This is a genomic window from Yeguia hominis, from assembly GCF_014384705.1.
GTDB classification, from domain to species: domain Bacteria; phylum Bacillota; class Clostridia; order Oscillospirales; family Acutalibacteraceae; genus Yeguia; species Yeguia hominis.
Genome location: NZ_JACRSN010000002.1, coordinates 1 through 23,039 on the forward strand (window position 1 = coordinate 1; position 23,039 = coordinate 23,039).

General features: G+C 50.4%; 24 protein-coding genes. 10 read left to right on the plus strand and 14 right to left on the minus strand.

The genetic code is table 11. The annotated features are described in order from the left end of the window. The 6 genes from IAG03_RS14330 to srtB form a co-directional block, all read left to right on the plus strand. A partial coding sequence (locus IAG03_RS14330; protein ID WP_346726087.1) for a GNAT family N-acetyltransferase occupies positions 1–1,278 on the plus strand: 1,278 nt, incomplete at its 5' end. Further along, complete coding sequence (locus tag IAG03_RS01390) at positions 1,275–1,793, plus strand: adenylate kinase (RefSeq protein ID WP_249317894.1); 519 nt, start codon at positions 1,275–1,277, stop codon at positions 1,791–1,793. The genes IAG03_RS14330 and IAG03_RS01390, both read left to right, overlap by 4 nt. 134 nt (positions 1,794–1,927) lie before the next feature. Continuing rightward, positions 1,928–2,080 (plus strand): hypothetical protein, encoded by a 153-nt coding sequence (locus IAG03_RS01395; protein ID WP_249317895.1) that lies wholly within the window; start codon positions 1,928–1,930, stop codon positions 2,078–2,080. A gap of 31 nt (positions 2,081–2,111) precedes the next feature. Continuing rightward, positions 2,112–2,627 (plus strand): hypothetical protein, encoded by a 516-nt coding sequence (locus IAG03_RS01400; protein ID WP_249317896.1) that lies wholly within the window; start codon positions 2,112–2,114, stop codon positions 2,625–2,627. Positions 2,628–3,047: 420 nt separating this feature from the next. After that, a complete protein-coding gene (locus tag IAG03_RS01405) occupies positions 3,048–4,349 on the plus strand; it encodes a Na+/H+ antiporter NhaC family protein (RefSeq protein ID WP_249317897.1) in 1,302 nt (433 codons plus the stop codon). Positions 4,350–4,429: 80 nt separating this feature from the next. Beyond that, positions 4,430–5,254: a class B sortase gene (gene srtB / locus IAG03_RS01410; protein ID WP_249317898.1), complete on the plus strand. Its 825-nt coding sequence runs from the start codon at positions 4,430–4,432 to the stop codon at positions 5,252–5,254. Positions 5,255–5,649: 395 nt separating this feature from the next. On the opposite strand, the gene IAG03_RS01415 is transcribed toward srtB, so the two are convergent. Both IAG03_RS01415 and IAG03_RS01420 read right to left on the minus strand, forming a co-directional pair. Beyond that, positions 5,650–7,248: a fibronectin type III domain-containing protein gene (locus IAG03_RS01415; protein ID WP_249318141.1), complete on the minus strand. Its 1,599-nt coding sequence runs from the start codon at positions 7,246–7,248 to the stop codon at positions 5,650–5,652. A gap of 53 nt (positions 7,249–7,301) precedes the next feature. Then, positions 7,302–8,519 (minus strand): tRNA(Met) cytidine acetate ligase, encoded by a 1,218-nt coding sequence (locus IAG03_RS01420; protein WP_249317899.1) that lies wholly within the window; start codon positions 8,517–8,519, stop codon positions 7,302–7,304. Positions 8,520–8,662: 143 nt separating this feature from the next. Between IAG03_RS01420 and IAG03_RS01425 the strand changes: the two genes are divergently transcribed. Continuing rightward, a complete protein-coding gene (locus tag IAG03_RS01425) occupies positions 8,663–9,961 on the plus strand; it encodes an acetate/propionate family kinase (RefSeq protein WP_249317900.1) in 1,299 nt (432 codons plus the stop codon). Positions 9,962–10,194: 233 nt separating this feature from the next. Here the strand turns inward: IAG03_RS01425 and IAG03_RS14475 are convergent, their stop codons facing one another. The 5 genes from IAG03_RS14475 to IAG03_RS01450 form a co-directional block, all read right to left on the minus strand. Continuing rightward, positions 10,195–10,362, minus strand: coding sequence for a GNAT family N-acetyltransferase (locus tag IAG03_RS14475; protein ID WP_430472430.1), 168 nt, complete (start codon positions 10,360–10,362; stop codon positions 10,195–10,197). Beyond that, positions 10,284–10,559 (minus strand): GNAT family N-acetyltransferase, encoded by a 276-nt coding sequence (locus tag IAG03_RS01435; protein ID WP_249317901.1) that lies wholly within the window; start codon positions 10,557–10,559, stop codon positions 10,284–10,286. The genes IAG03_RS14475 and IAG03_RS01435 overlap by 79 nt, the downstream gene beginning before the upstream one ends. Before the next feature lie 114 nt (positions 10,560–10,673). Then, positions 10,674–12,194, minus strand: a complete 1,521-nt coding sequence (locus tag IAG03_RS01440) for a glycosyltransferase family 39 protein (protein WP_249317902.1) — start codon at positions 12,192–12,194, stop codon at positions 10,674–10,676. Positions 12,195–12,377: 183 nt separating this feature from the next. Then, the gene (locus tag IAG03_RS01445; protein WP_249317903.1) at positions 12,378–12,587 is read right to left on the minus strand and encodes a DUF378 domain-containing protein; all 210 of its coding nucleotides are present in this window, start codon (positions 12,585–12,587) and stop codon (positions 12,378–12,380) included. A gap of 90 nt (positions 12,588–12,677) precedes the next feature. Next, positions 12,678–13,298, minus strand: coding sequence for a flavodoxin family protein (locus IAG03_RS01450; protein ID WP_249317904.1), 621 nt, complete (start codon positions 13,296–13,298; stop codon positions 12,678–12,680). A gap of 210 nt (positions 13,299–13,508) precedes the next feature. Here IAG03_RS01450 and gltX point away from each other — a divergent pair, with 210 nt between their 5' ends. Continuing rightward, positions 13,509–14,966 carry a glutamate--tRNA ligase gene (gene gltX, locus IAG03_RS01455; RefSeq protein ID WP_249317905.1) on the plus strand — a complete coding sequence of 486 codons (1,458 nt, stop codon included), beginning with the start codon at positions 13,509–13,511 and terminating at the stop codon, positions 14,964–14,966. 19 nt (positions 14,967–14,985) lie between these two features. Continuing rightward, positions 14,986–16,683 (plus strand): glutamine--tRNA ligase/YqeY domain fusion protein, encoded by a 1,698-nt coding sequence (locus IAG03_RS01460; RefSeq protein ID WP_249317906.1) that lies wholly within the window; start codon positions 14,986–14,988, stop codon positions 16,681–16,683. A 262-nt stretch (positions 16,684–16,945) separates the two neighbouring features. Here the strand turns inward: IAG03_RS01460 and IAG03_RS01465 are convergent, their stop codons facing one another. After that, positions 16,946–17,557 (minus strand): uracil-DNA glycosylase, encoded by a 612-nt coding sequence (locus tag IAG03_RS01465; protein WP_430472424.1) that lies wholly within the window; start codon positions 17,555–17,557, stop codon positions 16,946–16,948. 126 nt (positions 17,558–17,683) lie between these two features. Here IAG03_RS01465 and pduL point away from each other — a divergent pair, with 126 nt between their 5' ends. After that, positions 17,684–18,259, plus strand: coding sequence for a phosphate propanoyltransferase (gene pduL / locus IAG03_RS01470; protein WP_346726088.1), 576 nt, complete (start codon positions 17,684–17,686; stop codon positions 18,257–18,259). Positions 18,260–18,514: 255 nt separating this feature from the next. On the opposite strand, the gene IAG03_RS01475 is transcribed toward pduL, so the two are convergent. The 6 genes from IAG03_RS01475 to rpsF all read right to left on the minus strand — a co-directional run bounded on the left by IAG03_RS01475 (position 18,515) and on the right by rpsF (position 22,976). Next, positions 18,515–19,021 carry a hypothetical protein gene (locus IAG03_RS01475; protein WP_249317909.1) on the minus strand — a complete coding sequence of 169 codons (507 nt, stop codon included), beginning with the start codon at positions 19,019–19,021 and terminating at the stop codon, positions 18,515–18,517. A 94-nt stretch (positions 19,022–19,115) separates the two neighbouring features. Beyond that, entirely contained in the window at positions 19,116–19,907 is a 792-nt protein-coding gene (locus tag IAG03_RS01480) for an amidohydrolase family protein (RefSeq protein ID WP_249317910.1), read from the minus strand. A 509-nt stretch (positions 19,908–20,416) separates the two neighbouring features. Beyond that, complete coding sequence (locus IAG03_RS01485; protein ID WP_249317911.1) at positions 20,417–21,559, minus strand: glycerate kinase family protein; 1,143 nt, start codon at positions 21,557–21,559, stop codon at positions 20,417–20,419. A 236-nt stretch (positions 21,560–21,795) separates the two neighbouring features. Then, on the minus strand, positions 21,796–22,041 hold the full coding sequence (rpsR, locus tag IAG03_RS01490; protein WP_249317912.1) for a 30S ribosomal protein S18: 246 nt from the start codon (positions 22,039–22,041) through the stop codon (positions 21,796–21,798). A 48-nt stretch (positions 22,042–22,089) separates the two neighbouring features. Continuing rightward, positions 22,090–22,539, minus strand: a complete 450-nt coding sequence (locus IAG03_RS01495) for a single-stranded DNA-binding protein (RefSeq protein ID WP_249317913.1) — start codon at positions 22,537–22,539, stop codon at positions 22,090–22,092. 53 nt (positions 22,540–22,592) lie between these two features. Continuing rightward, positions 22,593–22,976, minus strand: coding sequence for a 30S ribosomal protein S6 (gene rpsF, locus IAG03_RS01500; RefSeq protein WP_249317914.1), 384 nt, complete (start codon positions 22,974–22,976; stop codon positions 22,593–22,595). Between the last annotated feature and the right edge of the window lie 63 nt (positions 22,977–23,039).

Here is a 23,039-nt window from a genome sequence, read left to right on the forward strand (position 1 = left end):
AAAAAACGAATTGATGTTAATCTTATTTCAACATATTTTAACCGTGCCAATTTTGAAAAGTTTATAGATGAAGCAAAGGCAATGGAAAATATCGGAGATATAGGATTCTATTATCTAAACAAAAAAAGAGCCATCCGAGATGTAAAGGGTCTCGGGCAACAATTGCCCGCCAGCCTTTCCCGCGATAGCTTTAACATTATTATACGCAGGATCGATGAAAAAATCAACAGAAACAAATCCGAAAACTCCGTAGATTGGGAGCGCGAAATCATCGATTATGTAAATCAAAAGGTGCGGAACGGTCAGGATGTTTCTATCCCCATGACCGACGGAAGCGAACTTTTGATTACCGGCAGAACCGCATGGAAGCTGGGATATCGAAACGGAAAAAATGAAGGAAACCCAATTTCTGATAAGATTTATCTGGTAAAAGGAACTGCAGCCGGGGTAATTGATGAGATTGTACAGACCTCAAAATATCTTGGGGAAAAAGGCGTTCTAAAACCGCGAAAGAACGACTTTGCCCAAAACGGGTTTGAATATCGTTCTGCGTATTTCCGCGATTTGGATGGCGGGTATTACCAGTTGCAACTTTCAGTAGGTCTGAATGCGGAATCAAAAGAAGTGTATAACATAGGTGTAATAAAAAAGGTGCCATTCCCGGTAAACGGCTCAAAGGCCAGTACAGGAACAACACCTTACAGCCAAAGCATAACACAGAACGCAGCGGCTGTCAATACCAGTATATCCAAAAATGCAAAAAATGATACGCATGAAAAGAAATTCAGTCTCAATGACACCACAGATGCGAAGGGTGCGCAACTTATCTTACCTTATCGATACAGAACTTCTGACTGTGAGAAATTGGCAGAATTGTTTTATAATTCAGTCCACAGCGTCAATGCAAAGGATTATACAGAGGAACAGCGAAATGTCTGGGCAACAGGCAAAGTGGATTTTCAAGCATGGGATCAGTCTTTCCGGGAGCACAAAACGATAGTCGCCGTAGAAGGTGACGAAATCGTCGGCTTCGGGGATATGGACCATACCGGTTATTTGGATAGGTTGTTTGTTCATAAAGACCATCAGCGGGAAGGAATAGCATCTGCAATTTGCGATGAATTGGAATGTGCAGCGAATGGGAAACGAATTTTAACGCATGCTTCCATTACGGCAAGACCTTTCTTTGAGAAAAGGGGATACTCTGTAATAACAGAACAGCAGGTTGTTAGAAATGATGTTTCCTTGACAAATTATTTGATGGGGAAAGAATTATGATTGTGTTGATTACTGGTGCTTCTCATACGGGAAAAACCCTGTTGGCGCAAAAGCTTCTCGAAAAATACAAATATCCTTATTTATCAATAGACCATTTGAAAATGGGACTAATACGCAGCGGGAATACGAAACTTACACCAACGTGTGATGATATCGAACTGACAGAATACCTATGGCCGATTGTTCGAGAAATGATAAAAACTTCAATAGAAAATAGGCAAAATCGCATAATTGAAGGTTGTTATATTCCGTTAGATTGGAAAAAAGATTTTTCAAATGATGATCTTGAGAATATCAAATTCTTCTGTATTGTTATGAGTGAAAATTATATACGGGCACATTTTAACGATATAAAGCAATATGCAAGCGTTATAGAAAAACGAATGCATGATGAGGACTGCACTTTGAAAAATGTATTGGAAGAGAATGCACACACTTTAGCGCTCGCGCAAAAGAATAAAATAGACTATATTCTGATAGATCATGATTATAAGATAGATATTGATTTGCAGTGACAGTTTCCAGTTTTTCGCAATGTTTCAGCCGGGAAACACGGTGTCGAGATGATGATGCCCCTTGACAGGAAGCGTGTTGGATTTTTTCAATAAGGAAAGACGCCTGACGATTGTTTTGGGATGGGAGTTTGACTATGGATACGGTTCGATTTACCATTCAGCGAAAAGCCGCGTTTTCCGGAGCGTTCCTGCTGTATCGTATGAGCATCAACGGGCAGGATGTTGGTACAGTTCGGAATGGGAAAGAGATCACGGCAGATGTTCCCAGAGTAGCTGTTTATAGATAGGGCAGACGGCATTTTTTCGGAAAGAAATGCAATGCTATACGATTCTGGCAGGCAGAAGTATGAGCTTCTTCTGAAAAGAGCCGGCGGATGGCGTACCGAATCGTATAACGAATTCTATACGAAACAAAATTGTGAATGGGTACAGGTACCGTCCTTTCATTTTGATAAGATTTACAGCGCGATTTTTCAAAACAGGGTCGAGCTTCTTCCTCCGGATGCACAAGTGCTGGCTTTTTGTATGGAATTTGAGTATGAAATCCGGGATGGTCTGCAAGAGGTGCTTGCTTCGAGCAACCAATTTCATATGATAGAAGCGTTGCGCCAAATCGAAGCACAGCAATACGCGGATCTTCTCCTGCATATTATGCAGAATGATTTTCACAACGAGCAATTTCCTCTCAGCGATGAACAAATAGAGCGAATGCAGAATCAGATAGAAAAAGCAGATAAAGTGCTTTGGAACAACAAAAGTGCATATGATGTGTTTCATAAAGCGGTGGTCACGCGTTTGATCATGAGACTGGATTACGCGTCCTATATTTTTTAGTGTCAAAAGAAATTGGGCTGGGTTTTTGAACATCGGTGGTGTAAAAAACACAAAAAGGATGAAATTGCTTGTCAAAATCCAGAAAAAACACTATAATAAAAGACAATTCCCTTGATGCCATATCGAATGAAAAGCGATCTGGAACAACAAAAATGTGACGAAATCAAATCAGCATGCAAAATAGTGTGCAACGAAAATCCGATGAGCAGAATGTCCTGACCCGATAGAAAGAGAAATGCGGCAGTTTTCTATCGGGTGCTTTAGATTTTTACGCGCAGCGCAGAGCCTTTATCAGGTTACTGTGGGATTTGGCGGGTTCTTTGCAATTTTGCGGCGATGAACACAAGGCGCAGCCGCTGGGGACCGGACGGCAAGAACGCGATATCGCAAGAGGAATGACAAAAATTAGGAGGGGTATTCTTGGAGCAGAAACAAAAGGGGAACGCGTGGGCGCTTCTCCCAATTCTCGTCTTTTTGGTGATCTTTATTGGCAGCGGTGTGATTTTAAAGGATTTCTACAGCATGCCCGCGATTGTCGGATTTCTGATTGCTTTGTTTGTCGCATTTTTGCAGAACCGCAAACTGAAATTTGAAGAAAAATTCCGCGTTGTTGCGCGTGGAATCGGCGACGAAAACATCATTACCATGTGCATGATCTTTTTGGTGGCCGGCGGTTTTTCCGGCGCGGTAAAGGCAGCGGGCGGTGTGGAAAGTACGGTGAACCTCTGCCTTTCCATTTTGCCGTCGAATGTTGCGGTTATGGGATTGTTTTTGATTAGCTGCTTTATCTCGATCTCTATGGGAACCTCGGTCGGCACCATTGCGGCGCTTGCCTCGATTGCGGTTGGAATCAGTGAGAAGGCGGGCTTCCCGACTGCAATCTGCATCGCGGCAGTTGTCAGCGGCGCGATGTTCGGAGACAACCTTTCCATGATTTCGGACACTACGATTGCGGCTGTCCGGACACAGGGATGCCAGATGAAAGACAAATTTAAAGCCAACTTTTTAATTGTCCTTCCGGCGGCAGTAATCACCGCAGTGCTGTTCCTTGTTTTAACCATGCATGGAGATTATCAGGTCAGCGGAAATCTGGAATACAATCTTTTTAAAGTCCTTCCGTATATCATCGTTTTGGTCGGCGCATTGATTGGGTTTAATGTGTTCCTGGTTTTGATTGCAGGAATTGCGGCCTCCTTAATTGTAGGGGTTGCAACCGGGTCGATCCTCCCGGCTGAAATCTTTACCGCTGTCGGAAGCGGCGTTACAGAAATGTACGACATCACGGTCATTTCCATTACGGTTGCGGGAATTGTCGCGCTGGTGCGGGAGTATGGCGGAATCCAGTTTGTACTGCAGTTCATTAAATCAAAAATTCGGACCAATAAAGGCGGCCAGATCGGAATCGCGGCGCTTGCGTCCGTTGTAGATATGGCGACCGCGAACAATACCGTGGCCATCGTGATTGCCGGCCCGATCGCAAACGAAGTGCGCGAGGAATACGATATTTCTGCGGAGCGTTCCGCGTCGCTGCTTGATATTTTTACCTCTGTGTTCCAGGGGCTCATTCCGTATGGTGCGCAGCTGTTGTCTGCGGCAACGCTCACGGCGCTCACGCCGTTTGACATTATTCCGTACATGTTTTATCCGATGCTGATGGCGGTCAGCGCGCTGTGCTTCATTTTATTCGGAAAAGGCCGGAAGCAAAAAGCCGCAGCAAAATGAAAATTGTGGAAATCAGTATTGACAATTTTGAAAAATTGGCCTAAAGTGTAGATCATCAATCCGGGAAAGATGGAATGTTCATGGCAGGAAAACGGTTTGAAAAAAAGAAGCAGAGAAGAAAAGGCGGCAATGTTCTGCTGAATCTTCTGATTGTACTCTGTATTGGCGTGATGCTTTTTTGCGGGTACAAACTGGTGACTTCCTATTTGGAGTACAAAGTTGGAGACGACGCCTATGCGTCGATCACGGCCGGCGCTGTGAAAAAGAAACAAGCGGTTTCTCCAAACAGCGGCGAAAATTCAGCGTCGTCGGGGGATTCCGAACAGGATACTGATGAGCCTTTGGATGTCGATTTTAGCGTGCTGTCTGCGATGAATGCGGATGTAGCTGCCTGGATTTACAGCGCCGATACGGTGATTGATTATCCGGTCGTGCAGGGGTCCGATAATGTATATTACCTTGACCACATTTTCGACGGCACCTACAATAAACTGGGAACGCTTTTTGTGGATTGCCGGAATGCACCGGGGTTTTCAGACTGGAATACCATCATTTACGGACACAACATGAATAACGGCTCGATGTTTGCGAGCTTGACCAATTACACAAAACAGGCGTATTATGAGGCGCATCCGGAGATGTTTCTGGTGACGCCGGATGGTACGTTCCGATTGGAGCTTTTCAGCGGATACGTCACGCCGTCCGATTCCGACGCGTACACGTTTTCTTTTGCAGACGCGTCCGCATTTTCAGAATTTTTGGAGAACATTCGCGCACGCTCGGATTTTGACTCATCGGTGCCGGTAGAGGTCTCCGACCGGATCGTGACGCTGTCGACTTGCACCTATGATTTTGAGGATGCCCGGTACGTTGTGCACGGAAAGCTGGTGCCGGTGGCCGACTGAAACATTGCAGGTGCGCTTCCGGCGCTCTCGTTTTCGCTCGCTTTGGCAGAGCCCGGAAGCCCCAGAACCTGAAACGGGAATTATTGGAAAACCCGGTATCGCTTGGATGATGCCGGGTTTGTCTTTTTAAAAGCGCTTGATGAAAAGGCGGAAAATCCGGCTCGATGCCGAATTGCCGGTTTGCAACAGATCCTGCATTCGCGGCCATTTGAAGGAATTGCGCAGCAGACCAATCGATTGCCGGAAACAGAGAAATTTTTATGAGAAAGAAAGAGGCAGACATCCGGGTAGATTCCCAGATATCTGCCTCTTTTCTGTAAGAAGTTTTTTGATTTCTTGTTCGTATTCCAAAGACCCAAAACACAAAAATTACCTGTGGCCCTCCAAAGCATACATTAGTGATAACAGTTTTTACAGGCGGCAGTTTTTCCGGACTCGGAAACCAGTCCGTACAAAACGGTTTTGGAGTTCTTTAACGAACGGCAAATGGTTTTATGGTAGCAATTTCCTTTCTGCGTCCAATAAACCAGCTGCGCGGAAATTCCGGCCTTTTTATAGCTGCTCAGGACCTTTCCATTCTGGCAGTAGGCGCGGACAGTGTAGAGGTACTCGACACCGTTTTTCGCGGTTTTGTCGGTGTAGCTGGTCGTTGCCTGGCCGGAGACGTCCCGCAGTGTTTCCCAGCTTCCTCCGGCTATTTTACGATAAATGCGATAGCCCTGTGCGCCTGGCACCGCAGACCACTTAAGGACAATGTTGTTGGGCTTTTTGTTAGAGGAAACGCTGCGAAGCTTTGGCGCCGGGAACGGAAGCTTCATGTTGGCACCGGAGCTGGAATACCCGCTGTAAACCTTTTTCTGGCCAACTTTGCGGTAGGCCTTGACCGTATAGCTGTAGGACACACCCGGATCGCGGCGTTTGTCCGTATAAGACAGGGTTTTGCCGCCGGAGACAGAGCCGATTTTTTTCCAATCACCGGCGGCATTTTTCCGATAGATGAGATATCCGTTTGCGCCGGAAACCTGTTTCCAGGAAACTTTGATTGCAGTGTCGCCAGCTTTGGAAACGCTGACCTTCGGCGTCCCGAGCCGCGGTTTGGCAGAAGCTCCGGCGGCATGATAAGCGCCGGACAATTTTTTTCCGTCTATCGTGCGGTAGGCTTTTACCGTGTAGGTGTAAGAGGTTCCGCAATTGAGTCCGGAATCTGTATACGAGAGAGTCTTTCCGCCGGTAAGGGTGGCGATCTTTTTCCAATCACCGGCAGCGTTTTTCCGATAGACAAAATATCCGTTCGCGCCGGAAATCTGGTTCCAGCTGACTTTGATTTTATGATAGGAAGCGGATGCCGCTTTTGGAGACGGTGTTGCCGGGACAGGCTTTACAGAAACGCCGGTCTTGTTGTAGGCGCTGTAGAGATTGTCTGCATAGGCTTTTACAGTATATGTGTAAGAAACGCCGCAGGTAAGACCAGTATCGGTATAAGATGTTTGCGCTGCTGCAACTGTGGCAAGTTTTTTCCAATTGCCGGAAGCGTTTTTTCGGTAAATGAGATACCCGTCCGCGCCGGGGATTTTCTTCCAGCTGACTTTTACGCGGTTATAGGAGGCAGACGCCGCCTTGACAACGGGTGTCGCCAGACGGACTGTTACCGTGCAGGACGCCTGCGAATTCCCAGCAGCGGCGGTAATCACGGCAGTGCCCGGAGAAATGGCATCGATTCTGCCATCCGCATCAACCTCGGCAACTTCCGGATTGGAAGAAGACCAGACAATCGATTGCGCGGCGGAAGCCGGACTTACAGTGAGAACTGCTTGTTCGCGGACAAACAGCGAGAGCTTCGTATCAGAAAGCACAAGCGGTTCTGCGGGTTCTTCCGTTTCTGCAAGAAGGCTCGGTACAGCTTGCGCAGGATCGGCCTCCTCTGCAAAAACAGAAACAGGCAAGCTGGTCAGTGTGAACAGGAGAAGCATGCAGACCGATACGATAATTTTCACCTTTTTCAATCACAAATCCCCCAAAATTTCAAGCCGTTTCCACTACTGCCATTTTAGCGTATGGATGCCTGAAAATCAACAATCCGGACGCTGGTGCGCTGTTCTGTGCCGCAGGGCTGCAGCACCGGAGAAGCGAGCGCGTAGAGATCGGACGCCCGGCATTCTTCTTCAAAAACACGTGCAGCCTCGCCGTGCAAACGCGCTGCGTCCGTATAGCGTGTTAGAATCGGCAGCGAGGCAGTTTTTTTCAAAACGGAGAGCAGTTCCTGGCCGGTACGATTCATGGCAAGCAGGCGCAAATAGGGCGGAAATTTGGGCAGCGGCGTATGCAGTCCCAAAAAAGCGGAAAGCACCAGACGCCGGGCACGTGCGCGGGGATAGCGCTTGGTGGTGACAGCGTCATAGAGCGCAGAGAGCGAGGACGTTTTGCGGATGGCAGCATACAGACGGTTTTCAAGGCCTTCGCTGAGATCGGGCAGATGGGAAAGGGTTTCCCGGTCTGCACTGCGCAAAGTGGAAAGAATCGCGCATTCCAACCTGTCGAGGGTGGCGGGTGCGCGTCCTGCCCGGAGCTCCTGCAGAAGAATTTCCTCTGCAGGACTGGGGATGATGTCGTGAAGTTTATTACCTTTACAGAGTTCTTCTCGCAAAAGGGAAGAGGACCATCCGAAACAGGCGTCTTTTTGGTCGTGATTCGCTTGTTGCCGAAGAATAGAGAACGGTGTCAGATTCGCGTTTTGTTCTAGAATTGCCTTGCAATATTCAATTCCTAAAATATTATTTGCAGAATACAAAAGCGCTGCTGTTTCTTCTCCGCAAAGCCGCTGGATCGCTTCGGTGCGCGCTGAAGCAAAGGAAATCCCTTTACAGAGATTCATCTGCAATAGTTCGGAAAATTCCGGAGTTCGCAGGACCGCAGCAAGCCGGAAAAGACGTCCGGCGTCTCCGCACTCCGAGCCAAACCAGAGCTTGCAGGGAATTCCCAGCGCCGATAAGAGCGCAACCCCGCCGGACGCAAAGCGTTCCGCACCGGCTGCTGCCCAGGAAACCGGCAGTTCAAAAACAAGATCTGCGCCGCAGCGCACGGCAGTTTCGGCACGCGCCCACTTGTTGAGAATTGCAGCATCGCCGCGCTGCACAAAATTGCCGCTCATGATGCAGACAACCGGCGTGCCGCTGTTTTCCCGTGCAGCGGAAAGCAACGCGGCGTGGCCGTAGTGAAAGGGGTTATATTCGCAGATGATCCCGGAAAATGCCGTGTAATTCCCCATTTTTTCTGAAAACTCCTTGAATTTATATTTCGCTTGTATTATAATAATACAGCATTTTTTAGCAAGAAACAATCTATTCCGCAAACAGAAAAAAGGATTGTGCCGGGCTGCGAAACAAATGAATGTAGGAGGAAATTGCGAGAATGAAAATTCTGGTCATCAACGCGGGAAGCTCTTCTCTGAAATATCAGCTCATTGATATGTCAAACGAAGAGATGGTCGCAAAAGGAAACTGTGAACGAATTGGGATGGACGTCGGTGTATTTACCCACAAGACGGCGGATGGACGTTCGGAAAAACTCGAAGTTCGGATGAGCAATCACACAGAAGCGTTTATGCAGGTCAAAAAAGCGCTCTTGGACAGCAAGGTCGGCGTGATTCAGGACCTGAGCGAAGTTACGGCAATCGGCCACCGCATCGTGCAGGGCGGTTCGATGTTCAGCCGGTCGGTGCTGGTTGACGAAGATGTCATTGAGGGAATCGAAAGCCTGATTCCGCTTGCACCGCTGCACAACAGCGCGCATGTACAGGGAATTCGCGCCTGCCGTCAGGTTTTTGGCGAGGAAGTTCCGGAGGTCGTCGTGTTCGACACTGCGTTCCACTCCACCATGCCGCCTGAGGCTTATATGTTTGCCGTTCCGTATGAGTATTATGAGAAATACAAGATTCGCCGCTATGGCTTCCACGGGACCTCCCACCGGTATGTCAGCCAGCGCTGCGCAGAGATGATGGGCAAGCCGCTGAAGGATCTCAAGCTGATTACCTGCCATCTCGGCAACGGCTCTTCCATTACCGCGATCAAAGACGGCAAGGTTATCGATACCAGCATGGGCCTGACGCCGCTCGACGGCTTTATGATGGGAACCCGTACGGGAACCTTGGATCCCTCCGTTGTGACCTTTATTGCAGAAAAAGAGCATCTCTCTCCGAGCGAGATGGATCAGCTGCTCAATAAAAAGTCCGGTCTTCTGGGCATTTCCGGCGTTTCCAGCGATGACCGCGATATTTCCGATGCTGCAGAAGCAGGAAACAAGCGCGCAATCCTGGCACATAGCATGCTCGAATACCAGATTAAGAAATTTATCGGCGGGTATGTCGCTGCGCTGGACGGCTGCGATGCGATCGTCTTTACAGCAGGCCTTGGCGAGAATCAGCCGAAGCACCGTATCCGCGTCTGCAATGCGATGTCCTATCTGGGAATCAAGATCGATCCGGAGAAGAACGCAGAGCTCATGCACGGCAAAGAGGGCAAAATCTCGACGCCGGATTCAAAGGTCGATGTCTTTGTCATTCTGACAAACGAGGAACTCGTCATTGCGCGTGACACCAAAGACATTGTCGAAGTGCTCAACGCCAACAAAGAACAGATTGCCACGAAAAAGCGCGAGGATCTGGACGATGACGTGAAGGCGATTTTCTGGGATAAGCAGGAAAAAATGTAAGTCTGTCCCCTAAAAAGTTTAATTGCCGATTTATAGAAAAAGCTGGCGAATGATTCGCCAGCTTTTTTATATTTGGGATGCAGCTTGCAGAATGTCGGAAATCACGGCTTCCGGCAACGCTGTAATCGGAAGCGGCGGCTGCGGATCCGGCGCATACGGGGCGAGCGCCTTTTCAAACCAGGCGACATCACGCCAGGCGCCGCACTTGTATCCGGCGTGTCGGTAAATGCCGATCAGCGAAAGCCAAGCGCACGGTGAAGCCCTTCGCTCTTTTCGTTTGGCACCGTCACAACGCCATAGACGGTCCGAATGCCCTGCAACTTTAAAAGTGCAAACAGCGCGCGATAAAGCCGCTTACCGATGCCATGGGACAGGCAATTTTTTCTACATAAACCGATAATTCCGCATTCCACTGGTAGGCCTGGCGTTCCTGGGCACGATGCGCATAGGCATAGCCGAGAATTGCACCGTTTTCTTCCCAAATGAGATAAGGATATCCGCGCAGGATATCCGAAATACGGGCAGCAAATTCCGCTTCTGTTGGGAGTGTGTATTCAAAGGTGATGGCTGTATCCAGATACTGGCCGTAAATGCGCAAAAGCGCGCTGCTGTCGGCCGGAGTTGCAAAACGGAATCCTATTTTAGACGACCTCCTTTTTATGGTTTGTGTTGTGCTGGATGGATGCCCCCAAAATTGACAAAGGGCAAATGTTCACGCGGATACCTGGAAGCGTCGGATGCGGATTCGAGTGAAGTTCTGAAACCCGTCAGCAGCGCAGAGAAACAGAATCGGCATGAAATTCAAAAGATATTTGGGGTTTGCCTCCCAAAACAGGAAAAATAGAAAGACACCCATCCAGGTCAGATAGTGAACAGTCTGCAAAGCAATGGTACGCTTTCTGAGATGACGCAAAAGAGAATAGAGCGATAACCCCAGAATGGCAAAGAGAAAGATTTGACTGTAGGCACGGAACCACCGGTAATATTTTCCGGATTTCAAGAAAAATTGATGGAGCAACGTTTTTTCCGATTTTGCCGGGCTGCGGGAAAGGTAAATGCCGGAACGGTAGGTGCCGTCACTCCACTGGAAGGCCGATTTTTTCCAGAGATAACGAAGTGTCCCGCCAATACCGCGTTCCTGCAGACGGACTTTGATTTCCTGGATCGTCGCAGCTTCTTTCTGTTCATAATCGCCGCTTGCTTTGGTGAATTCCTCGTCCGCGCGATTCCACATCGGATCCTTGAGCCCCATCATGATCCAGTGTGTTTTCGGAAATTGATAGGTGTGCAGTTCCTCTTCGGTAAGCAGATTTTGGCTGTTTACCAGCGCCTTTGCACCGGAATAAAGCGTGAGAAACGCCAGCACCAGAAGCAGAGCCGGTTTCCAGAGCCGGCGCAGACCGGATGCCCAGAGCAGGTGCATGCCGATGGCAACGAGGAGAATCAAAATGGTCGGCCGCAGCAGCGCGCCGAAGCCGATTGCCGCACCGCAGCCGAGGGAAAGCTCGATTTTCCGCCGGGCGTTTGCCTGCTGCTGCGCGCAAACATAGAGATAGAGCGGCAGAACGGTAAACGGAAGCGAAAAGGTATCGAGATAAAAAAACGGGACATAGGTATAAAACGGGGGAAAGACCATGCAGAGCAGCGCCGAAAAGAGCGCCATGCGGTTGCCGAATAGGCGGCGCGCCAGAAGATATAAAAGAAGGATTCCGCAGTCCAGAAGAATGATATTGAGCGGGATCCCGGCATAGAGCGGAACCGTTCCGAAGAGCAGCTTGAAAACGCCGTAATAGGCTGTCAGAAGCAGAAGCGGAAAAAGCTGGTGCGGGTATTGCGCGAAGTACGGCCGGGCTTTGATCCCTTCTCCGGAAAGCAGCGAAAGCGCATTGTTGTGCATCGCGCGCAAGTCGTAATAGATCGCGGGATTGCCTTCCGGATTGCACCGAAGTTCCCAGCCGAGCACACATTGCAGCGCAAAGATGCAGAACAGAAAGATCGCGAAAAGCGAACGGTTCCATTCTTTTTGCGCAAGCGTATGAAACCATACGCTTTTGCGAAACTGCATGACCATAAGGGCGCACGCCGCTACCAACACAGCAGAAAAGCCGACCAGCAGCAGAGAGCTAGCCGGACGCTTTGTCAGCGAAACAGCGACCCGAAGAAGAACGAGAAAAAAGCATCCCGCAAATCCCCATAAAAAAAACCGGTAAGCACGTCCGAGTGTTTTTTGCATTATATTATAGAGACATCCTTTCTACATACAGGGAAACAAAACGCCTGCAAAACCGAATCTCTATCCATTATCAGGGAACTTGGGATGTTTATAATTCTATAAAGGAAACTATCCGGAAAAATCAAAAACAGCCGCATACAGTCCGGAGGACAAGCGGCTGTTTTTTTGAATCCATGGGTTTTGCTAATCGTTTTTTTCGATCATGCCATTTTTGCGGAATAGGAAGGACAGGCACCAAATTGCCGAAAGCCCAACCAGCGTATAAATAATCCGGCTTACAACAGCCGCCTGACCGCCACAAATCCACGCGACGATATCAAACTGGAAAATGCCGATGGAGCCCCAGTTGATGCCGCCGATTACGAGCAGGATCAAAGCAATGGTATCAAGCATGGTATTCCTCCTTTATTGAACTCCGAGCCTTGCTTTATTTTCTGCGGAGAAATCCCATTTATGCCTGTTTTATACATCAAAAAATAAAAATCAGCGAATAAAGCTCATTATTTCCTTTTCTTCCGGTTTGGGTCCCGGAAGCGTTTCTTTGCCGGCCTCTACAAGCTTTAGCGTCCAGGCCATGTTTTTTCCGAGCGTGCGCATCGTCTGCATGCCTTCAAGATCGAGACGCGCTTCTCCGGGCTTTCTGCCATGGACGACAGCCCAGTACTGTCCGGTGGGGAGAATCATTTCGCCGATGCTCAGGTACCAGTTCAGACCCTGCAGCGTTGCGGTGCCGCCGCTGCGGCGGACAACGGCAATCGATGCGCCGACCTTGTGCCGGAAGCTGCTGCCGCGCGTATAAAACACACGATCCAAAAAGGATTTCATGGTTCCGGCGATGCCCGCGTAATAAACCGGCGAAGCGAGCAGAATGCCGTCGGCTTGAGCCATCTTTTCGGCGGCCTCATTGACCGGGTCGTTGTCGAACACACATTTTCCGAGGGTATGGCATTGTTCGCAGGCGGTGCAGCCGTGAATGAGCTTGTGCCCGATATGCAGGATCTCGGTCTCAATTCCTTCTGCATGCAGCGCTTCTGCGGCGGCTTCCAGCGCGCAGGCTGTATTGCCGTTTGCATGAGGGCTTCCGTTAATCGCGAGAACTTTCATCAGAATTCCCAACCTTTCCGAACCGATTCAATGGATCGGGATTTTTTTTATTTTTATGATAGACTGTTTGTCGGGAAAAATCAATAGGCTTCTATTTTTATTTTATTGCATTTTTCCGATGATTATGAAAAATGAAGATTGATAAATTCTTTGTATTTGGTATAATAAAAGAATACTTGTACAGGAATGAACACGAGAGGAGAACATGGCATGGTACGGACCAGATTTGCGCCAAGCCCAACCGGCTTTATGCATGTCGGAAATTTACGCACGGCGCTCTATGAATATCTGATTGCGAAATCGCAAAACGGAAAGTTTATTTTGCGGATTGAAGATACGGATCGGGAACGTTTGGTGGAGGGCGCGGTAGACGTCATTTACCGGACGCTGGATCAAGTGGGACTCCAACACGACGAAGGTCCGGATGTCGGCGGCGACTTCGGCCCGTATATTCAGAGCGAGCGGAAAGGGCTCTATCGGGAATATGCAGAGAAGCTGGTTTCCATGGGAAAAGCCTACTACTGTTTCTGCACGAAGGAGCGGCTGGATTCTCTGCACAGCGAGGACGCATTCGGCGGATATGACCGGCACTGCCGGAATCTTTCTTTTGAGGAAGCACAAGCGCGCAAAGCGGCAGGGGAACCCTATGTCATCCGGCAAAAGATGCCGACAGAAGGCGCGACGGCGTTCCACGACGCAGTTTACGGAGATATTTCCATTGAAAACTGCGAATTGGAGGATCAGATTCTCCTGAAATCGGACGGATATCCGACCTATAACTTTGCAAATGTCGTGGACGACCACCTGATGCAGATCACACACGTTGTGCGCGGATGCGAGTATCTGACCTCAACGCCGAAATATAAACTTCTGTATGAGGCATTCGGATGGGAGATCCCGGTTTATGTGCATCTGCCGATGATCATGGGACGCAACGCGGACGGTACGGTCAGCAAACTCTCCAAGCGCCATGGATCGACCGGCTTTGCCGATCTCGTTGCGGACGGTTATCTGCCGGAGGCCATTGTCAACTATATTGCGCTTTTGGGATGGTGCCCGAAAGAGGAAAACCGAGAAATCTTCACGCTTGCTGAGCTGGCATCGGTATTTTCGATTGACGGAATCAGCAAATCGCCGGCAGTATTCGACTATGATAAGCTGACCTGGATGAACGGGGAATATCTCCGCGCCATGCAGCCGGAGGACTTTACCGCGAAGGCGATGCCGCAATACCGCAAGGTGTTTGCGGACAAGGCGGTCGATTGGGAGGTTCTGACGTCTATTTTGCAGCCTCGTGTGACGAAGCTCGAAGATATTCCGGAAATGATCGGGTTCCTCAGGACGCTGCCCGAATACCCGGCTGCATTTTTCATCAATAAAAAGAGCAAAACCAATTTGGAAAACGCCGGCACGATGCTGACGGCGGCAATCGCAGAATTGGAAACGCTGCAAACCTGGTCGGTGGAGGCAATCCACGATGCCCTGCTTGCGCTGGCACAGCGTTTGGAAGTGAAAAACGGAACGCTTTTGTGGCCGGTACGGATTGCAGCGGCCGGCATGCAGGTAACGCCCGGCGGCGCGATGGAAATTTTGGCGATTCTCGGGAAAGAAGAATCCCTGCAAAGGCTCCGCGCAGGACTGGAAAAACTCAGCGGAGCAGCTTCTTGAAAGGATAGGGAACAACACTATGGCAGACGAACTGAAAAACGGAACTCCCTGCGAGACAGAGGGAGAGGCACTGAATTTTATCGAGGAATTTGTCCGGGAGGATCTTGCACCCGGCGGACGTTTCGCCGGGAAAACTGTGCATACCCGGTTTCCGCCGGAGCCGAACGGCTACCTGCATATCGGACACTGCAAGGCGATCTGCATCGATTTTGGGACAGCTGAGCGATTTGACGGGATGTGCAACCTCCGAATGGACGATACCAACCCAACAAAGGAAGACGTCGAATATGTCGACGCCATCAAAGAAGATATCCGCTGGCTGGGATATACCTGGGACGATCGCTTCTTCTACGCGTCCGACTATTTTGATCAGACCTATGCGTTTGCAGTGGAGCTGATCAAAAAGGGCCTGGCTTATGTCTGTGAGCTCAAACCCGAGCAGATGCGTGAATACCGCGGTGATATCAATACACCGGCCAAAAGCCCGTACCGCGACCGCCCGATCGAGGAGAGCCTTGATTTGTTCGAGCGGATGAAGAACGGCGAATTCGAGGACGGCGCAATGACGCTGCGTGCAAAAATCGACCTGGCTTCCGGAAACTTTAATATGCGCGATCCGGTTATTTACCGGATTGTCCATCACCACCATCATCATGTCGGCGACAAGTGGTGTATTTATCCGATGTACGATTTTGCACACCCGATTCAGGATGCACTCGAAGGCATCACGCATTCCCTGTGCTCATTGGAATTTGAAGCGCACCGTCCGCTGTATAACTGGGTTGTAGAGCATATTTCCTGTGAAAACAAACCGCGCCAGATTGAATTTGCGCGGCTTGGAATCAACAATACCGTGATGAGCAAACGCCGTCTGCGTGCGCTGGTGGAAAACGGAAAAGTTTCCGGTTGGGACGATCCGCGGATGCCGACGCTGTGCGGACTGCGCCGACGCGGATATACGCCGGCTTCCATCCGCAATTTTATCGACCGGATCGGCGTTTCCAAAGTGAACAGCACGGTGGAGTACAGCTTCCTGGAGCATTGCCTGCGGGAAGATCTCAACCAAAATGCCAGCCGCGTGATGGCGGTAATGCATCCGTTGAAACTGATTATTACGAACTATCCGGAAGGAAAAACGGAGACATTCGAAGTGGAAAACAATCCGAACGACGCTTCCGCCGGAACCCGGACTGTGACATTTTCCCGGGAAATGTGGATTGAATCGGAAGACTTTGTCGAAACACCGTTCAAGGGATATTTCCGGCTCTTCCCGGGCAATGAGGTTCGCCTCAAAACGGCCTATATCGTGAAATGCACCGGCTGCAAAAAAGATGCGGACGGAAACGTGACCGAGGTTTACGCGGAGTACGATCCGGAATCCCGCGGCGGAAACGCAGCAGACGGCCGAAAAATCAAGGCGACGATCCATTGGGTCAACGCGCAGGATTGCCTGGATGCGGAAATTCGGCTTTACGGCAACCTCTTTACAGTGGCGGAGCCGGAATCGGATGCTTTCATGGAATACCTGAATCCCGATTCTCTGGAGGTCCTCTCCGGCTGCAGGCTGGAAAAATCTCTGGAAACAGCAAAGCCGGGTGAATCCTTCCAGTTTATGCGGCAGGGATATTTCTGCGTGGATAATCGCGACAGTACGCCCGGACATCTGGTGTTTAACCGCTCGGTTTCTCTGAAAGACGGCTTTAAAGCGAAAAAATAAGGGACGTTTACACCGGGATTTTCAAAAAAAATAACAACACCCCGCAGCAGGCGTTTGCGCCGCTTGCGGGGTGCTGTTTGCGTGCGTTTCGGAACTGCTTTCCGAATAGGTGCTTTTGGAAAACGCTTCTTTCAAAAAACGGAAGAACGCGTCTTTTAAACGCGTCTTGTGTTCGGTACGCCGAAAGCGCCAGCGCTGAAAAAAGGGGGCAAAGTACTCTGCCGCAACCTCCCCATCCGTTACGCCGAGAACGCAAAAACCTTTAAGCATCCGTGCCGGATGCCGGTTCGGATGGGTATTCTTTGGCGATATCCAGCTGCATGCGATCGATTTTTTCCCGAAGCTTTAAAAAATCCTCAAAGGCAGCAGGCTTTTGGTTTGGATTTCGAAGCAGCGCGGCCGGGTGAAAAGTCGCCATCATCAGAAGATTGCCCTTTTTAAAAAAGACGCCGTGTTCTTTTGTGACGCGGATATCCGGCTTAATGAGCTTCATGGCGGCGACTCTTCCGAGACAGACAATGATTTGCGGATTTAAAAGCTTCACCTGATTGCGCAGCCAATCGATGCAGGCTTCCTGTTCTTCCGGAAGCGGATCCCGGTTTTTGGGCGGCCGGCATTTGACCATGTTGGCGATGTAGATGTTTTTCTTCCGGTCGAGGTCTACTGCGGCTAGAATTTTATCGAGCAGCATGCCGCCGCGTCCGACAAACGGCTCCCCTTGCAGATCCTCATTTTCTCCGGGGCCTTCCCCGATAAACAGGACTTTGGCGTCCCGGCAGCCGGTTCCGAACACCACCTGATGGCGGCCTTCGCACAGTCCGCATTTTCGGCATGCCAGACATGCCGTTTCCAGTTCATTCCAAGTAGCAAACACGGGCATTCCCTCACAATCTATGACATGTCTTTTTATTGTAGCATATGTTACCGGATTTTTCACGGATTTTTGTTGAAAAAAAGTCGTTATGGGAGTAAAATAAAAACAGAACATAAGAGTCAGGAGATGTTGAATTTGAAAGTTATGGTTGAAACGTCCGCACGTCACCTCCATCTGTCGCAGGCAGATCTGGAGACGCTGTTTGGAGCAGGTGCAGAGTTGACGGTTAAGAAGGAATTGTCCCAGCCGGGTCAGTTTGCTTGCAACGAAAAAGTAGAAGTTGTCGGCCCGAAGGGTTCTCTTAAAATGTCCGTTCTCGGTCCGGTCCGGAAAGAGACGCAGGTTGAAATTGCACTGACAGATGCCCGCAAAATCGGTATTTCTGCGCCGATCCGGGAGTCCGGAGATATTGCAGGAACCCCGGGATGTAAGCTCGTTGGCCCGAAGGGCGAAGTGGAAATTCCCTGCGGCGTGATTGCTGCAAAGCGTCATATCCACTTTACGCCGGCTGAGGCTGCAGAGGCTGGCGTTTCCGATAAGCAGATTGTCTCTGTAAAAGTCGATTACAATGACCGTGCACTCATCTTTGGGGATGTCGTGGTTCGTGTGAGCCCGTCTTACGCGGCTGCGATGCATATCGATACCGACGAGTCCAATGCTGCGGCGCTGCCGGGTACGGTTGACGGCGAGATCATTCTGTAACAGACCAATTTCTTAAAAGAAGAAAATCGGCTGCACCCGAATACGGTGCAGCCGATTTTTTAATGATTTTATGCCGAATCTATAGAGCCGAAGCTGCGTGAGAAAGCAGGTTTTTGTCTGCAAATGGACACATAAGCCTAAATGAAGTGGTTTTTTACCACAGAAACGTTGCAGGAGATTGTTTTGTGAGACAGAACGCGTCTTTGTTTCACAAAGCAACCCGGCGTGATTTCAGCGCAGACCGCGATAAGCAGGCTATGCCGGCGTTACATAAAAGGAATAGCTGGCGTTGCCCTCCGGCCATTCGGCAGAGAGCTCATAGACATATCCCTCTCCGTTAGCGGGAAGCGTGAGCGTGTTTCCATCCATCGCAAGTGCAGAGGCATCCTGTTCATACCGTTCTGCGTTTCCACGGCATCGATCCGGCCAGCACCGAATGGAATAATTCGTAGGAGTGGTTGAGAACACAATCTGAAGTTGCGTCAGTCCATCCTCCTGCAGAATCTTCGTGGCGGAATCGAGCGGATGCGCGCCGCAGGCAATACCGCCGGTGCGGGTGCCGTCTGCATTTTCATAATACCACTCGTAATTCCCGGAGGAGATGATCGTTTCCGTTTTCTGTCCGTCTATAACGTATTGCAGCTGCAGAACCGGCGGTTCTTTTAGGGTAACGTTGGCCTGCTGTTGTTTCGGCATGCATCCGAATCCGGTCAAAAGCAGCACAAGCATGAGAACCAAGGGTGCGAAAGCCCGTTTTTGCATAACATTCGCTCCGATCCAATTTTTTCCGAAAACAGTGTTTCGCTTCCGGTTACATGAAATACCCCGATGCGGATGGGAAATGTTGCAGACAAATTTATTTTATTTTCAGCAGACGATAGGCGTTTTTCCAGTATATGGCCTCTTTTTCCTCGGTAGAAAGCGAAGTCTGTTCGATAAAGGCGACGCCGTCATTTGACCGGCTCCAGGGACAATCGCTTCCAAACAGAACGCGGTCGATTCCATGCAGGCGAACCATCCGCTCGAATTGTTCGGGCGTCAGAAAGGTGTGCGCCATAGCGGTGTCAATATAAAGATTTTTTCCGAGCAGGAATGCCTCTGCCTCCTCCGGCGCGTTTAAACCGCCCATATGCGCGGCGATTATGGTTAAATTCGGAAAGCGCTCTAAAAGATGCGCAATCCGTTCGGAACGCGAAAGCGGATGCTGCGGGTCGATCGGATCCGGTCCGGTGTGGAACAGAACCGGAAGCCCGCACTTTTCGGCTTCCTCCAGAAGCGGATCCATGCAGGCATCGTCGGCAGGAACCCCTTGATAGTCCGGATGAAATTTTAGCCCATGCAGCCCGAGAGACGCGACCCGGCGGATTTCTTCCACCGCATGCGGATCCTTCGGGTGGACGCTGCCGAAACTGTAGAGGCCGTCCCCTTGTATGCTTGCGGCGAAATTGTTAACCGTTTCCTGCTGCCCGGGTTTTACGGCAATGTGCATCACCGCAGCGCCGGTAACACCCCACTGCTGAAAGGCTGCACGAGTACCGGATACCGTGCCGTCCGTAAACGGATTGGCGCCGAATGTTGCCGCCAGCTTGGGAAGCGCTTTGGGCGCAAGCTGATCCGGGAATAGATGTGTGTGAAAGTCAAATAACATGCAAAGATTCCTTCCTTGAATTTTTTTATCGCGCGGCGCAGGCGCTTTGGCCGCGAGATACAAGCCTCTTAGACGCCCAATCTGGCCGCAGACCGGCGAATCATGCGCTCCGGTTTTCTGCGGCAAAACCCCAGCGGGCTTGTGCCTTTTTGGCTCTTTTGCTCTTTTTGTCTTGGCGGGCGTCAGTCTGCCTGCGTTTTAAAAATCTAAATCATGCGAAAATTTATCGCTGACAGGTGTAAATTCAGAAATGGCAATATGGCTCCGCAGGCAATCTCTGCGGCAAAAGGTTTGATACACAGTATGGGCGTATTTCGATCCGCCAAAGTCCTTCCTTGTCAATCGATGATAGGATGACCGTTTTAAAAGCAAATCACACATGGAAAGCGAAAAAGATTGGAACGAAAAAAAGAGTAAGCCGGCGACGTGCAGGATGGAAATCCCTCTGGCAAGCAGCAGAATAAAATGGCGGTTCGCTGCAAAGGCGCGCCGGGTTCCGAAAAACGTTTTCAAGGCTTGGCCGGCAGAACGTGAAGAAAGCGGATCAGGTTGGTCATCGTATCGGCAAGATCCTGTTTTGCGCGCAGCTTTGCCTCCGGACGGGGAATTGCAACCCGGTTAATGCTGAAAATTCCGCTGACGCCCATTTGATAGGCCGCGTCTATGCCGTCCCCGATATCTCCGACCACCGCGGCAAGTGGGATCCCGGCCTTTTTTGTGCGTTTCGCAACTCCGATGACGACCTTTCCGCGAAGGCTCTGTGCGTCCATCCTGCCTTCTCCGGAAAAAACGAGATCCGTTCCGGGAAGAAGATCGTCAAAATGGACGGTATCCAAAACCGTTTCGATGCCCATTTGCAGTTTCGCATTCCAGAAAGCCGCTGCGCCGAATCCCATGCCGCCAGCCGCACCTGCACCGGGCAAATCGGAAAGCGATTTGCCGAAATCGCGTGCTGTAAGCGCTGCGAGATGGGAAAGGCCGCGGTCGAGCAGGGAAACCATTTTCGGCGTCGCACCTTTTTGCGGACCAAATACCGCCGAAGCGCCGGTGGGCCCGCAAAGCGGATTGTCAATATCGCACATTGCGATGACTTCTGCGTTTTTTAGCTCCGGAAGCATGTGGGATGCGTCGATGGCCTGGATATTCAGCAGCGTGCCGCCGGTCGGAAGAAACGGACAGCCGTTCTGATCCAGAAACCGGACGCCCAGTGCGGCTGCAGCACCGGTTCCGCCGTCGTTTGTTGCACTGCCGCCAAGCCCGAGGATGATCTTTTTGCAGCCGTGCTTTAATGCATGACAAATGAGCTCTCCGACGCCGTAGGTGGTCGCCCGGCACGGATCCCGGCGATCCCGGATAAGCGGCAACCCGGCGCAGGCCGCCATTTCGAGAATGGCCGTGCGGCCGTGATCGATTACGCCGTAAAACGCTTCGGTTTCTTCAAACAGCGGGCCTTTGACCCGGACAATGCGTTTTTCTCCGCCGACTGCGGTCAGAAAGGCATCGACCGTTCCTTCTCCGCCGTCTGCAATGGGAATTGCGTGAATTTCCGCGTCAGCTTCTATGCTCCGGATGGCGCGCTCCATGATCTGACAGATTTCTGTAGAAGACATGGTGCCCTTAAACGAATCCGGAACCAAAATATATTTTTTCATATCGATAGCTCCTGAAATAATTATGCCGATCAAGTCTCTATGCGCAAGTATACGCAATGAAAGGGGGAAAGTCAAGCAAGGTCCGGCTTGTGCAAACAACAAGGTGTTTGCACCGTGTGCAGAGCGGGCCGTGCAAAAAAGAAATTCGCTTGCTTGTGTTTCTTACAGGCGCACCTTTTCTGTCAATAAAAAAACGGACGCATATCGCGTCCGTTTTTGAGCCTTTTTTTGAAAACTCAGTCGCTGCTGAAGGGCAACAGCGCAAGATGCCGTGCACGTTTGATGGCAACGGTCAGTTCGCGCTGATGATGCGCGCAAGTACCGGTCACTCTGCGGGGCAGAATTTTTGCTCTTTCAGAAATGAAACGGCGCAGCTTGGCGACGTCTTTGTAATCAATCAGGTCGACGCGGTCTACGCAGAAGCTGCATACCTTCCTGCGGCCCTTACGGCCACCGCGGCGGTCAGGTCTGTTATCAGCCATGGCAATTTGCCTCCTTTTCAAAATTTTCCATAGAAGGAATCAGGACGATTAAAACGGTAAGTCGTCATCCATCGGAAGTTCCTCAAAATCATCGGTGTTTCCGCTTGCATAAGCGGGTGCAGGTTCGCTGATCTGAGGACGGGGCGCATATCCGCCTGCCGGAGCGCCGCCATCGCTGCGCTTGGAATCGGCAAAGCTGACATTGTCCGCAAGAATTTCAAACGCCTTGCGTTTGTTGCCATCCTTATCCGTATAGGAGCGGGTCTGGATGGAACCCTGCACCGCCATCATCTGGCCTTTCCGGAAGTATCTGCAAATGAACTCTGCAGTCGAACGCCACGCGACAATATCAATAAAGTCCGTCTGGCGATCCGCGCCGGACTTCACATAGGAACGGTCAACCGCCAGCGTGAAGCTGGTAACAGCGACGTTGCTGGGCGTATGGCGCAGTTCCGGATCCGCTACAAGGCGGCCCATCAGTACAGAAACATTCAGCATCGTAACACCTCTCTTTTACACCAATCTCTTCTGGGAATATGCGGAAAATCGTCTTATTCCGCTGCTTCCGGCGCTTCTTCGCTAGCCTGCGCTGCTTCTGCTGCAGGAGCTTTTTCCTCAGCCTTCTGGGGCTTGAGTTTACGCTCGTCCTTTTTGATAATCAGAGAGCGGAGAATGCCGTCGGTGATTTTGTAGATACGGTCGAGTTCTGCTGTGAACTCAGGGTTGCTCTGGAAGTTGATGAGCGTGTAATACCCTTCCGCCTGCTTCGCGATCGGGTAGGCCAGGCGACGCTTGCCCCACTCGTCAACGCTTTCAACGGTACCGTGAGCTGCGATCAGATCCTTGAACTTCGTGACAAGAGCGGCAATGCCTTCTTCACCCTGGTTCATGGAAACGATAAAGACGGTTTCATAGGAATGTTTTACTTCTGCCATTTACGTTGCACCTCCTTTTGGACGTTTGGCCCCGCGACAAGCGCGGAGCAAGGATATTAGACC

Excerpts from the sequence above, each read along its gene's own strand:
- IAG03_RS01400 (WP_249317896.1), top strand. The coding sequence starts at position 2,112 with ATGCTATACGATTCTGGCAGGCAGAAGTATGAGCTTCTTCTGAAAAGA.
- IAG03_RS01480 (WP_249317910.1), bottom strand. The coding sequence starts at position 19,907 with ATGTTATTTGACTTTCACACACATCTATTCCCGGATCAGCTTGCGCCC.
- srtB (WP_249317898.1), top strand. The coding sequence starts at position 4,430 with ATGGCAGGAAAACGGTTTGAAAAAAAGAAGCAGAGAAGAAAAGGCGGC.
- IAG03_RS01485 (WP_249317911.1), bottom strand. The coding sequence starts at position 21,559 with ATGAAAAAATATATTTTGGTTCCGGATTCGTTTAAGGGCACCATGTCT.
- pduL (WP_346726088.1), top strand. The coding sequence starts at position 17,684 with ATGTTGAATTTGAAAGTTATGGTTGAAACGTCCGCACGTCACCTCCAT.
- IAG03_RS01420 (WP_249317899.1), bottom strand. The coding sequence starts at position 8,519 with ATGGGGAATTACACGGCATTTTCCGGGATCATCTGCGAATATAACCCC.
- IAG03_RS01425 (WP_249317900.1), top strand. The coding sequence starts at position 8,663 with ATGAAAATTCTGGTCATCAACGCGGGAAGCTCTTCTCTGAAATATCAG.
- IAG03_RS01460 (WP_249317906.1), top strand. The coding sequence starts at position 14,986 with ATGGCAGACGAACTGAAAAACGGAACTCCCTGCGAGACAGAGGGAGAG.
- IAG03_RS01390 (WP_249317894.1), top strand. The coding sequence starts at position 1,275 with ATGATTGTGTTGATTACTGGTGCTTCTCATACGGGAAAAACCCTGTTG.
- rpsF (WP_249317914.1), bottom strand. The coding sequence starts at position 22,976 with ATGGCAGAAGTAAAACATTCCTATGAAACCGTCTTTATCGTTTCCATG.
- IAG03_RS01395 (WP_249317895.1), top strand. The coding sequence starts at position 1,928 with ATGGATACGGTTCGATTTACCATTCAGCGAAAAGCCGCGTTTTCCGGA.
- IAG03_RS01440 (WP_249317902.1), bottom strand. The coding sequence starts at position 12,194 with ATGCAAAAAACACTCGGACGTGCTTACCGGTTTTTTTTATGGGGATTT.
- IAG03_RS01475 (WP_249317909.1), bottom strand. The coding sequence starts at position 19,021 with ATGCAAAAACGGGCTTTCGCACCCTTGGTTCTCATGCTTGTGCTGCTT.
- rpsR (WP_249317912.1), bottom strand. The coding sequence starts at position 22,041 with ATGGCTGATAACAGACCTGACCGCCGCGGTGGCCGTAAGGGCCGCAGG.
- IAG03_RS01450 (WP_249317904.1), bottom strand. The coding sequence starts at position 13,298 with ATGAAAGTTCTCGCGATTAACGGAAGCCCTCATGCAAACGGCAATACA.
- IAG03_RS01445 (WP_249317903.1), bottom strand. The coding sequence starts at position 12,587 with ATGCTTGATACCATTGCTTTGATCCTGCTCGTAATCGGCGGCATCAAC.
- gltX (WP_249317905.1), top strand. The coding sequence starts at position 13,509 with ATGGTACGGACCAGATTTGCGCCAAGCCCAACCGGCTTTATGCATGTC.
- IAG03_RS01495 (WP_249317913.1), bottom strand. The coding sequence starts at position 22,539 with ATGCTGAATGTTTCTGTACTGATGGGCCGCCTTGTAGCGGATCCGGAA.